General features: G+C 26.9%; 11 protein-coding genes. 1 reads left to right on the top strand and 10 read right to left on the bottom strand.

Features of this window, described 5'->3' with window-relative positions:
- Positions 1 to 200: 200 nt before the first annotated feature.
- The 5 genes from KGF48_RS09205 to KGF48_RS09185 form a co-directional block, all read right to left on the bottom strand.
- Complete coding sequence (locus tag KGF48_RS09205) at positions 201 to 1535, bottom strand: sensor histidine kinase (RefSeq protein ID WP_227838941.1); 1335 nt, start codon at positions 1533 to 1535, stop codon at positions 201 to 203.
- Entirely contained in the window at positions 1529 to 2239 is a 711-nt protein-coding gene (locus KGF48_RS20660; protein ID WP_227838942.1) for a LytR/AlgR family response regulator transcription factor, read from the bottom strand. Before KGF48_RS20660 ends, KGF48_RS09205 begins: the two co-directional genes overlap by 7 nt.
- Positions 2240 to 2409: 170 nt before the next feature.
- Positions 2410 to 4920, bottom strand: a complete 2511-nt coding sequence (locus KGF48_RS09195) for an ABC transporter permease (protein WP_227838943.1) — start codon at positions 4918 to 4920, stop codon at positions 2410 to 2412.
- Between the two features lie 8 nt (positions 4921 to 4928).
- Positions 4929 to 5591, bottom strand: a complete 663-nt coding sequence (locus KGF48_RS09190; protein ID WP_227838944.1) for an ABC transporter ATP-binding protein — start codon at positions 5589 to 5591, stop codon at positions 4929 to 4931.
- Positions 5592 to 6022: 431 nt separating this feature from the next.
- Positions 6023 to 6544 carry a CD3072 family TudS-related putative desulfidase gene (locus tag KGF48_RS09185; RefSeq protein ID WP_227838945.1) on the bottom strand — a complete coding sequence of 174 codons (522 nt, stop codon included), beginning with the start codon at positions 6542 to 6544 and terminating at the stop codon, positions 6023 to 6025.
- Positions 6545 to 6709: 165 nt separating this feature from the next.
- Here KGF48_RS09185 and KGF48_RS09180 point away from each other — a divergent pair, with 165 nt between their 5' ends.
- On the top strand, positions 6710 to 7276 hold the full coding sequence (locus tag KGF48_RS09180) for a CD3073 family putative ECF transporter S component (RefSeq protein ID WP_227838946.1): 567 nt from the start codon (positions 6710 to 6712) through the stop codon (positions 7274 to 7276).
- A gap of 345 nt (positions 7277 to 7621) precedes the next feature.
- Here the strand turns inward: KGF48_RS09180 and KGF48_RS09175 are convergent, their stop codons facing one another.
- From KGF48_RS09175 to KGF48_RS09155, 5 genes are all read right to left on the bottom strand, one after another.
- Positions 7622 to 8050 (bottom strand): hypothetical protein, encoded by a 429-nt coding sequence (locus KGF48_RS09175; protein ID WP_227838947.1) that lies wholly within the window; start codon positions 8048 to 8050, stop codon positions 7622 to 7624.
- The gene (locus KGF48_RS09170) at positions 8040 to 8420 is read right to left on the bottom strand and encodes a nucleotidyltransferase domain-containing protein (RefSeq protein WP_227830062.1); all 381 of its coding nucleotides are present in this window, start codon (positions 8418 to 8420) and stop codon (positions 8040 to 8042) included. The genes KGF48_RS09175 and KGF48_RS09170 overlap by 11 nt, the downstream gene beginning before the upstream one ends.
- A 626-nt stretch (positions 8421 to 9046) precedes the next feature.
- The gene (gene gatY, locus KGF48_RS09165) at positions 9047 to 9922 is read right to left on the bottom strand and encodes a tagatose-bisphosphate aldolase subunit GatY (protein WP_227838948.1); all 876 of its coding nucleotides are present in this window, start codon (positions 9920 to 9922) and stop codon (positions 9047 to 9049) included.
- 19 nt (positions 9923 to 9941) lie between these two features.
- A complete protein-coding gene (locus KGF48_RS09160; protein ID WP_227838949.1) occupies positions 9942 to 11858 on the bottom strand; it encodes a PTS fructose transporter subunit IIABC in 1917 nt (638 codons plus the stop codon).
- Positions 11859 to 11860: 2 nt separating this feature from the next.
- The gene (locus tag KGF48_RS09155; RefSeq protein ID WP_227838950.1) at positions 11861 to 12781 is read right to left on the bottom strand and encodes a 1-phosphofructokinase; all 921 of its coding nucleotides are present in this window, start codon (positions 12779 to 12781) and stop codon (positions 11861 to 11863) included.
- Positions 12782 to 12877 lie beyond the last annotated feature (96 nt).

Genomic DNA, 12877 nt, shown 5'->3' with positions numbered 1-12877 from the left:
TCCTCGCTGTCATCTATAACACTTGTTCTTAGTTATAAAAATAAGGAATAGTTTGTCTACTATCCCTCAAAAAAATCTTAATATTCAAATTTATAATATATGTCTTCCCTATAATTCTAATAAATTAAAAACCATACAAATAATAAATACTTCCTATATACTTAAAGTTTATTTTAGAGACTTCATATTATTTATAGTATTTAAAATCTTGATAATGGAATATCTATTATTATTATAAATTTATTTTCATCAACTTTTATTTCTAAATTCCCATTATATTTTTCTACTGATTTTCTCATACTACTTATTCCTATTCCATGCATAAATTTATCTTCCTTGTCAGTTATTATTTTTTCTCCATTAAATTTCAATTCGTTAGTTCTTGAATTCTCGCATTTTATAACAAAGAAATTATTTACTTTAGTTCCTCTAAGTTTAATTTTTTTATTAATTGTATTTTCATTTATCTTGATGCAAGCATTGATGGCATTATCTAACATATTAGAAAATATACTACATATATCACTTCTTTCCAAAAAATTACAATTATCCATTCTTATATCAACTACAAAGTCTATATTGTACTTTTTACAAAGTAGACTTTTATCATTTATAATCACATCTAAAACTACGTTGCCAGTGTCAGACATTAATCTATAACTTTCTAATTCATCATTAATACTATTAATATATTCATTATTACCATATACATTTGTTATACATATCATATGATTTTTCATGTCATGATATAATTGTCTAATATTTGATTGAGATTCTTGTAAGCTTAAATAATATATGTTTTGTTTTTTAATATCTTCTCTAATCACTTTATTTTCTAACATTAATTTATTATGGTTAACTATCTTATTTATCATATTTACAGAAAATATACTTGTTAATAATAATATTGAAGATACTAATACCATAATAAAGTCCATGTATATACTTGTATTCCCAAAAGTGTATCTATATACAGTGTCAAATAATATAATAATACATATCAAATTTCCTATTATTGAGAGAAGTACATATATGTAATGTATACCAATTATCTTTCTTTTTAATTTAAGTGATTTAGCAATTGGTATCAAAAATAATAAAATCATATTTGATATAACTATTACTTCTAACCTTATTATTTTATTACCTAACAGAGCATAATAATCAAAGAGTATAACTCTACCTCTTATAGAAACCATAACTTCATATATTGTTTTATACACTAATAGGTATACCAATATAAAAATTATCAGATAACCTATACTTATAATTACACACTTTAAGTTATTAAAACCATATATTTTCTTATAGTATACAAACATTAACACAAAATATAACATCAAAGTTACTCTAATATCTATATGTTTTAGATTGTATAAACAGGAAATTATTATTCCTAGTAATAAAAAAATAGGTATTCTTTTATTTTCTCTATTACATGAAAACACTTCTTCAAGTATTACTTTTGATATTATTAAAGGTACTATTATTCCTGGTATTGATAACATGATGCTCCAAATATATTGTTCTAACATAAAATATCTCCAAGCATATTAGTTAATGTTTTTCTAAGATTACTTATTCTATGTTTACTAACTGGAACTTCTCTATCTCTAATCATAACTGTATTGTTTTCTATACTATCAATATAGACCATATTAATTAGAAAACTCTTATGACATCTAAAAAAATTGAATAATTTCAACTCTTTTTCTACTTTATCCATACTGCACTTTGTGTGATACTCTCCATCTATGGTATGTACAATAATATCTCTTCTTATAACCTCAATATATAAAATGTCCTTTATAGGTATTTTTTTAATGCTTCCTCTATTTTCTAAAATCATAAAATTATCTTTTTTTCTAGTTAAATCTTTTACACAGCTTAAGATACTTTCCTTTAGTTCTTCATACTTTATAGGCTTTAGTAAATATCTATATGCTCTAACTTTATAACCTTCTTGAATATACTCAACTAGAGAAGTAATAAACATTATTTCGGCTGATTCATTTTCATTTCTTATAACCTTTGCTAAACTCATTCCCGTCATATCTCCCATCCTAATATCTAGAATATAAATATCTATACCTGCAGGATTTTCCTCTAGAAACTGTTCTGCACAATCATACTCAAATATTTTAATATGACTTGATACATCTTCTAATATCTGAGTAATCGAATTTCTTATTTTCTCTCTTTGTTCTACATCATCTTCACAAATAACTATCCTATACACCCTTACCTCCCTGTAATATATGCATTATAAAAACATTATTTTTATTATAATATTATTTTAATTTACTGTAAAACTCAATATAAAAATAAGCTCATCATGCAATATTATTTTTATATTGAGATTGATATCAACTCCATATTAAGATAGTTTTAAATCTACTTAAATCATTATTATAATGTCTTTATTTGTTCTACAAAATCTTCACTCTGTACATTTTTTAAAACTTTTATAATTGTCATTATAATTATTATCAACAAAAACACTACTATTATAATCACAGCTCCTATAAGCTTTAGGTTTATCAGCTTGATAGTTTCAAAATCTTTTATTATTATCAATCTTGCAATCAAACTGGGTATTATAGCTAAGATAACTCCATTAAATAGATATATTATCCCTTCTATTTTAATAATTCTTTTAATTTCATCTTTTGAAATGCCTATACCTCTAAGTAATGCAAATTCTCTTCTTCTATTCTTTATACTAACAACTATAATATTACAACAATTAAACATAGATAATACAACTATAATTCCAATAACTATTATCACAATCATATTTTTTTGATTATCGCTTTTTTCAATTCCAGATGCCTCCTCCTTATAAGGGGTCAATAGACCTTTGCCTGATTTGTCTACTATTTTATTCAATTCGCTTTCAATATATTTGTTATTGGCAAGCTTACTAGTCCATACATCAAATCGCTCATATGAATGAACTCCTGTAAATTTATCCATTTGATTTACATGCAGAACAGCTCCAAAGCTTGTTCCTACTCCTTGAGATATTATAGGTAAATTTGTAATAATTCCCCCAACAATAAACTCTTTAGAAATTGTTTCTTTATAGTTACCTGTTTTAGTGTCTGAAATATTAAAGTTTAAATTTATTTTATCACCAGTTTTTACATTAAGTGATTCACTATACTTTTTATCTATTAATATATATGGTTCTTTCTCTAATTTACTTAAATTTCCTTTACCTTCTATTAATACCTTCTTTAATATATTGTTATCTTCAACTCCTAAAACTTCAATAAAACTTGGCATTATCTTTTTTCCATTTTCAATATGGGCATTTTGTTTTAGTACATCTTTATTTTCCTTCCAATATTTTGATTTTTTATTTATATTCTCAATACTATTCATCGTGATAAAGTATTTATTTCTATGAGCATTTACTTTTTTAACACCATTTATATTTTCTATCTCTTTTAAAGTTTTTTTATCATAGCTTACTGTATTTTGTAATATAGATGAGGAATCTATGTTAGTTATTAAAAAATCTCCAGGAATCCATAACCGTAACCCACCATCATTTAAAAAATTGCTTGTAGCTTTTGAATATACTGTTAATATTAAAAAAAATACTAATGATATTGATACTATAAGCAAATTTGTTCGTTTTTGATTTCTTTGTATGTTTTTTAATGCTATATTTCCATAGTCATTATAAAGTTTAGTCATCAGTCTATTTATGGATGATTTTTTCCTTACAACAATCTCCCCTTCAATTTTTTTTATACATGTCATTGGGTCAGTTTTAGAGAATTCTATAAGTGGTTTTAATACTGATATTATTATGGTTAATGTACTTAATAATATTGAGTATATGTATGCATTCATATGGCTAGTATCTTTAATTAAATTTATATAATTAATACCATATATTGCTCCTATCATGTATTCACTACACAAACTAACTATTAATTTTCCTATTATTATTCCAATAGGAATACTTATAATCGAATATACAAATACTTCCCAGACTATTATTTTAGAAATATCAGATGGTATAAAACCAAGTGTTTTTAGTATTCCAAAATCCTTAGCTCTATTCAACATTAATGTATAAAATATATTGTAAATTAATAATATAGTAGCTAAAGCAATTACTATATTTACTAAAATATATGGTATTTTCAAATTTAAACTATCTGACATAGCTAATATTAATGGTCTATTTAATGTTATATTATCTTCATTTAATTTTCTATCTTTAACGAGCTTATCTATTTGCTTTTGTATATTTAATTCTTTTTTAAACATAAAAATAACTTGGTCATATTTATTTTTAATATGCATATTTTTCATGGCATACTCTTTACTTATAGTGGCTACAGACATACCTTGTGCTTTTAAAATTGGATTACTTTCTAATATTCCTACAATCTTAAATTCTTTTTCATTAGTATATAAATTTACTCCTTTTTTACTTTGTTTAATATAGTCTATCTTTATTTTTTTACCTATTGGCTCTTTTATTTTACACTGTTTAATATACCATGTATCTACTGCTATTTCGTCTTCTTTTGCTGGAAATCTGCCATTTTTTAAAGTATACGAGTTAGACATTTCTTGAGTAGCCTTATCATCCCATAATATTTGAAGTATTTGACCTTTTCCTATTTCATGCAATCCTAAAAATATTGATTTTCCAATCTTCTTTATATCAGGATTATTCTCTAAATACTTTAATTCTTCATTAGGTGGTTCAGAGTATGCAACATGCTTTGTACCTAACTCTTTTTTAGATTGATTTATCATTAAATTTCTAACATCTTCACTTATTATATTCATTACTAAAAATAATGCAGTTGAAATTACAATACTTATAACTATTAATAATGTATTTTTCTTATCTCCTATCATATATTTTCTTGCTAGTTTTTTTAGATTCACAGCTACACCTACTCTCTTATAACTCCATCTTCTATTTTTATGACTCTGCCTGCATACTTAGCAATATTCATGTTATGAGTTATCATTATTATTGTCTGATTGTATTTTTTCTGAGATTTTTTTAGCAAATTTAAAACCTCAGATTCACTTTTAGTGTCTAGATTACCAGTAGGTTCATCTGCTAATATTATTGATGGTTTGTTTATAAGTGCTCTTGCTATTGCTACTCTTTGTTGCTGTCCACCAGATAGTTGATGTGGTAGATGTTCTTTTCTATCATTTATACTTAGTAATAGCATTAATTCATCAACATAATTATCATTTTTATTATTGATATTTATTGTTGGTAATTTTATGTTTTCCTCAACTGTTAAAGCAGGAATTAGATTGTATGATTGAAATATTAAACCTATTTTTTCTCTCCGTAAAATAGATTGTTGTTTTTCATTAAGAGATGAGATATTTATATCTTCTATAATTACATGTCCACTTGTTGGAGTTTCAAGACCAGCCATTATATGTAATAATGTACTCTTTCCACTTCCACTCTTGCCTATTATTGCAACAAATTCACCTTTGTTTATTTTTATATTTATATTATTTAATGCCTTAACTTCTGTTTCATCTTTTCCATATATTTTAGTTAGGTTTTTTATTTGTAAAATACCCATTTTACCCTCCTTAGAATATAACTGTTTTATTTTTTATAGTTTTAATCATATACATGTACATTCCATATGGCTTTAAGATAATTATATAAATCAACATTTATATAATTACTCCAACAAATATACTATTTTTTAATTGAGTTATCTTAAATACAAAATAGCATTAAGGCATTCTACGTTCAATATTTATAGCACAAGTGGGTATTTGGGAGACACAACTGGGGTTAAACTTATGTATTTTTCAATTTTTAGGTTACTATATAAATTCATAAAAAGGGTGATTATTCTCCTTCTTCAGAATAATCACCCTTTTATATAAAAGCTTCTATTACAAATATTTATATGAAGTTTTTGAATCTGAATTTATATTATTATAGCTATCTAATATTCTTTTAGATAAGATAGTAAGCTTTTATAATATATCCTTAATATATTTACTTATCTTCTCTAAGTTCGTCAAATCCAACTATAGGTATTTCTAAATTATATTCATTAAGTAATTTTTCTAACTCATCTATAAAAATACCTTTCTCTTCTACCATTTGGATATCATTTATTTTATTCATCAAATCCTTGCAACCACTTAATTCACCAAACCAATTTTTAGAACTACAGGTCTTGTTATATCCACAACTTGGGCTACCATCTACGGCAATGATACTTTTTATATTATAATTATTTTTTAAATATTCATCAAACTGTCTTATATAAGGTATTAGCATTTGTCTACATTGTTCTCTAAAAAACAAATTGTCAAACTGTTCTTTTACATGTCCCCACCTATTTATTCCATACATAATCATCTCTGGACATGGTAGTTGAATTATTCCATATCCATTATTTATTAAATTTATTGTTATACTTTGTGCACCTTTAAATTCTGATAGCCCCTCTACTTTAGAGTTACAATTCAATATACAATGACAAACTACTACAATCTCTCTGTTTCTTTTCATAATATTCTCCTTAAGTATTCTCACTTTTAATAATACTACATATTTTGATAATTATATTATTCATTTGCTCTATATTTATAGTATTCTATATAGAAATATACAATTAGTAATCTTTTATAATCTATACTATGATAAATATATACATTTTTTTAGGAGGTATTATAATTGAATACTAAGAAAATAACATTTTCTTCAATGTGTATAGTTATTAACATTGTTTTAGGTATAGCTATATCTATGATAAATATACCATTATTATTTTTAGATACGGTTGGTACTGTGCTTGGAGCTGTAGTATTAGGGCCTTTTTGGGGTGCTCTTATTGGTGGCTGTACAAACTTGGTTTTAGGAGTTATATCAGGCCCTACGAATATACCTTTTGCCCTTGTAAATATTGTTCTTGGTCTTATCGTTGGTTATATTTCTAAGAAAAAAGGTTTTGGTTATAAGGAGGCTATTATTACAGGACTAATTCTATCTGTTGTTTGTCCTTTAATTGGTACTCCTATTTCAGTTTTATTGTTTGGTGGTTTAAGTGGAAGTGGTGCTGATTTATTAGTCGGTTTTTTAGTTCAGTCTGGTCAGAAGATATTTACTGCTGCATTCTTTCCAAGAATACTTAGCAATATAGTAGACAAGCCTTTGTCTTGTATTATGGTTGTGTATTTTATAAGTAAAATGCCTAAAGGTTTTATATCTCAATATAATAGAAATACATCTAGTTCTTCTTAATAAATTGTAAATAATATATGATTTATTAATCTTTATAATAAATTTATATGCATATATTTGTATAATGATATTTTCTATTTTGGCTTCATTAACTTTTAGTATTTATGATTTAATTATACAACATTTGTATTAATTTAATTAAATACAACCTCTTAATATAGATTTAGATTCTAAAGCTGTATTAAGAGGTTGTATTGTTATTTTATTATAATCAAATAAGATATTAGCCAATTGCTACTACTAACTTATCTCTGATACATTTTATTTAACTTCTTTTAAAAACTCAAAGTTACTCAAGGTTTTTTCTTTCCTTTACATCTTAGTTAAAATGCGTCTCCCTAAAAATCATTTTTTACAAGTATTTCTTATACTAACAAATACCTCTTCGTTTTCTGTAAACAACTCATACATATCTTCAAACTCTGGTATATCATATCCATGAGAATCATCATTTCTTAACTTTCTAAGTGTTTCTATAACAATAGAAGAATTTTGGGGCAATAAGTTATGATACTCACAAGCCAAGAGATAATCATAGAAGGTCTTAGATTTTATATTTAAATTAATTGATTTATAATACAGCATTGCTTTTGTTAATTCTAGAAATGATACCATATAGCTTTTAAAACCTTCTTTTATATATCTAGCCCATAATTCAGGTATTTCTTCTTTAGTATATAGTATTTTGAAGTTTTGCAAATCATATAAACAAGAACCAAAATCTCTATTTACTTCTTCTATTGAACTCCAAGACAATTTATTTCTAATTACCATACATATCCCTCCAATCTAAGATATCTATTACATCACTATTTTCAAAATAGAAATTATTTATATAATCCTTAAAATCTTTAGATTCATAAATAACATCACCTTCTAAAATAGCCTTTCTAAGTGCTATTGTATAGTTATCTGTAACAATCTTTAAGTCTACATCAACATCTAATATATTTCTTAGAGCCTCTGTTTTCGTTGCAAGCTCTGTAATTGATACTTTTTTGATAGGAATCCATGCTATATCTATATCACTTTCTGATGTATGCCTATCTGTTCCATAACTACCAAATATTATGATGGCCATAGTATTTTCTTTTGGAAATATATTTATTATTGAGTTTTTAATCTCATCTGGTATATTTCTCATTTAATCACCTCATATTTATTATGTAATATTACTTAGTTAAATAATTCTCCTTCAAAAGCTCTTTACATTAATGAATTAAAGTTATATTATAACTATTTTAAACTAATTTTCATTTCTAGTTTTCATTTATCTACTTGATTAACAGAATCACTGAATTGCATCTAAAAATTTGCTTTTCATACTAATCTCTTATCTGCTTTATGTCTTAATTTATCTATAATTATATACGACTTTCCATAAAATAATTTGAATATATATTTTAGTTATACTTCTTAATAATTGGTAACCCTTTACACTCAATTAAAAATCACTCTAAATAGTTATCAAATTTTCTTTTTATTATACTTTTTAATTTTTAAAATTAACATAACAATCTTATTTTATAATTATTATATATACTATACAAAATTATTTTATCATATATTCATCATTGAAGTACCATCTACTTTAATAACTATTCCTCTATTATGGTCTTTTTACTATTAAATTAAAATGAAAGAAGAGATTTTTTATTACATTAATAATATCTTCTTTATTCCAGATTTCCACTTACTCTCTTAAATATATAAAATAAAGTAAGAGGTTTATTATAGACCTCTTACTTTATTTTTATTTATGATTAGGTTTTATTGATAACACTCCACTTCCCCTACTGATTTTCCTACACATCCACAAACTTCCATTCTACTCTTAACAAATTCTTTAACCGAATCTAAACCTTTTTTACCATATTTCTTAGGGTCAATTACCTCTGGGTCAGAATTAAGCACATCCTTAACCCCATTACTATAAGCAATCCTTAACTCTGTTGCATAATTAACCTTGCAAATCCCTCTTTTTATAGATTCTTTAATAATCTCATCTGGTATCCCTGACCCACCATGTAATACTAATGGAACTGATACAACCTCTCTAATTTCAGATAATCTATCTAAATCAAGTTTTGGCTCTCCCTTATATAACCCATGTGCCGTACCTATTGCTACTGCTAAAGATGATACCCCTGTTCTTTCTACAAATTCTTTTGCTTCTAGTGGGTCTGTATATGCTCCACCATCACCACCATCTAAATCGTCTTCCTTACCTCCAACTTTACCTAATTCGGCTTCAACAGGTATATCTGAAGGTGTACATGCATCTACAACAGCTTTAGATACTGATATATTATCTTCGTAACTTTCATGAGAACCATCAATCATAATAGAAGTATATCCAACTCTAAGTGCCTGCATTGCTAGCCCAAAACTTGAACCATGGTCTAAGTGCATTGCTACAGGAACGCTTGCCTTCTCTGATGCTACCTTTACATTTGCTAAATAATAATCCAATCCTGCATACTTTATTGTTGAAGGTGTTGTCTGTAGTATTACAGGTGATTTAAGTTCTTCAGCAGCTTCTATTACTGCCATAACCATCTCCATATTTTCAACATTAAATGCTCCTACTGCATAATGCCCTTCTTGTGCATCTAATAATATTTGTTTAGTTGTCACTAATGCCATAATTCATCCTCCTATATATTTATAATGATTTAATTTCTTCATTATTTAATTTTGATACTATTTCTATGCTTGTCTTACTATTTATTAGCTCATTTAAAAATTCTTCATCCATTAGCTTTGCAGATAGTTGAGACAATGTCTTTAAGTGTAAATTATCACCATTATCTGTAGCTGCTATCATAAATATAATATGTACTGGACTTCCATCCTCCGATTCAAAATCAAACCCTTCTTTTGATACACCAACTGCTACACGTGGTACTTTTACTGCATCTGTTTTTGCGTGTGGTATCGCTATGCCCATACCAAAACCTGTAGATGATATTTCTTCTCTCTTATGAATTTCTTCTTTAAATTTATTTTTATCTAAAAGAACACCCGATTTATCAAGTATTTCAACCATTTCATCAATTACATCTGTTTTATTTTTTCCTTTAACATCTAAAACTACTGTTTCTTCGTTATACAAAGATATGTTATTAGATACGTTTTCCAATTTTGTATTTTTATTTTTATGTCCATTTTTAATTTCATTTGTATTTTCTGTAGTATTATTGTTATTTACTACCTTAGGTGTAACCATCATATAAAGTATTGCTCCTACTAATGAACCTACAAGTATGCATCCTACCCATAAAAGTGGCTTATTTACTAATCCTAAGACTAAAAATCCTCCATGTGGAGCTGGTACCTCTATTTTCATTATGTAAGTTAAAATCGCTGATATTGATGATGCAATCATAAGTACTGGCAAGACTTTCAGTGGATTCTTTGCTGCAAAAGGTATCGCTCCTTCTGTTATATGAGTACTACCTAGTATATAATTAATCAGTCCTGCTGCTCTATCTTCTTCTGTAAATCTATTTTTAAATAAAGTAGATGCTATTGCTATTACTAATGGTGGTGTTATACAAGCTGCAGATACACCTGCCATGAATAAGTAGTTTCCTTGACCTAGAAGCATAGTTCCAGTTACATATGCTGCTTTATTTACTGGACCTCCCATATCAAATGCTGACATACACCCTATTACTAATCCCAAGATTATAGGGCTTGAGTTCTGTAATCCTGAAAGGAAATTCATCATAGCATTATTAAGTGCTGAACATGGTCCTCCAAGTAACAACATAGATATACCAACAACACCTACACTGACTATAGGAATTATAAAAATTGACTTAAGGCCTTCTAACTGTCTTGGTAATTTTCTTAATAAATACACGAATAATTTAACTGCATAACCTGCTAAAAATCCTGATATAATTCCACCTAAAAAACCTGAGCCTGTGTCAAACGATATCATTCCTCCAACAAGCCCTGCCAACATACCAGGTCTACCTGATATAGATTGAGCTATAAATGCTGCTAATATAGGAACCATCAAATTCATAGAATATCCACCAACAGATTTTAATGTAGCTGCTATCTGATTATACTGTTCTGAATTTGGGTCAAATGAATAAATTCCCCACAAAAATGATATAGCAGTTAGCACTCCTCCTGCTACTACTAAAGGTAGCATATGAGATACCCCATTCATTAAGTCCTTATATAACTTTTGACCAAACGATAAATTACCTTCTTCTGTAAATTTGTTACTTGATGTACTTCCTTTTCTAACTGGTACTTTACCATCAATACACTTTTTTATAAGCTCACTAGCTTTGTGTATACCTTCTTTTACAGGCACCTCTATTACTGGTTTTCCATTAAATCTATCCATATCAACGTTTTTATCACAAGCAACTATTATTGCATCTGCCATTTCGATATCTTCTGCTGTTAATTTATTCTCTACACCTATTGCGCCATTTGTTTCAACTTTTATATCACATCCTAATTCTTTAGCTGATTTTTTTAATGCTTCTTCTGCCATAAATGTATGAGCAATTCCAGTTGGACAACCTGTTACCCCAAGGATTATCTTCTTCCCCATTTTTATACCACCTTTCTTACTTTTATATTTTTTATGTAATCTTCTACATTCGCCAGATTACCTATACCATTACTTTCAGCCACACTTGCACCCGTTGCCGCAGACCTTTTTAATGCATATTCAATATCTTCTGGATTTTCTAGCCATATACTTAAAAAAGCAGCTAATGCAGAGTCACCAGCACATGCAGAACTAACAACTGTAACTGGTTGAGCACTAGCATAATAAATTGCTTTTCCATTGTAAAAATAAGAACCTTTTTCTCCTAATGTTAGTAATATATTTTGAGCTCCTTTTAAATGTAGTAACTTAAGTACATCCTTAATATCCTCTTCATCTCTTACGATAATTCCAAATATATCTTTGATTTCCTCATCATTTGGTTTTATCAAATATGGATTATATTCTAATAATTCATTTAATTTCGGCGAACTTATATCAAGTATTGTTTTTATATTCTTATTTTTACAAATCTCAAATATTTCTTCATAGTAATTCTCATCAATACCAGGTGGTAAACTTCCACTTATTGACAAATAACTTATATCTTCTAATGACTCTAGCTTCTCTAGCATGTCTAATTTTTGCTTTGCATTTACATATGACCCAGAGTTTACAAATTTAAACTCATCATTTCCATCATTTAAAAATATATTTATACGAGTTGTATCTTCTACCCATGTAGGTAGTACATCAAACCCTTTCTTTTCACTTTCTTCAACTATATATTTTCCTGAGAATCCTCCAAAAAAACCTAATATCTTAGACTCTATACCATAATGACCTAGTACAAATGTTACATTTAAACCTTTTCCATTAGGAGAATATGTAGCATTTGATGTACGATTTACTAATTTACTTTTTATACCATTAGTAGATATGTTCATATCTATTGCTGGATTCGTGGTTAATGTATATATCATTGTCTTCCCCCTTGCTTCTGTTGTGTATGCTTTCATTATAATAAAAAAGTCTATGAAAATCTTTTCATAAATAGAAAATAGATTTTCATAGACTTT

It is taken from the genome of Clostridioides sp. ZZV15-6388 (assembly GCF_020657755.1).
Lineage (GTDB): Bacteria > Bacillota > Clostridia > Peptostreptococcales > Peptostreptococcaceae > Clostridioides.
The sequence above is the reverse complement of the archived record's forward strand: the minus strand, read 5'-3'. Positions and strand labels throughout refer to the sequence as shown.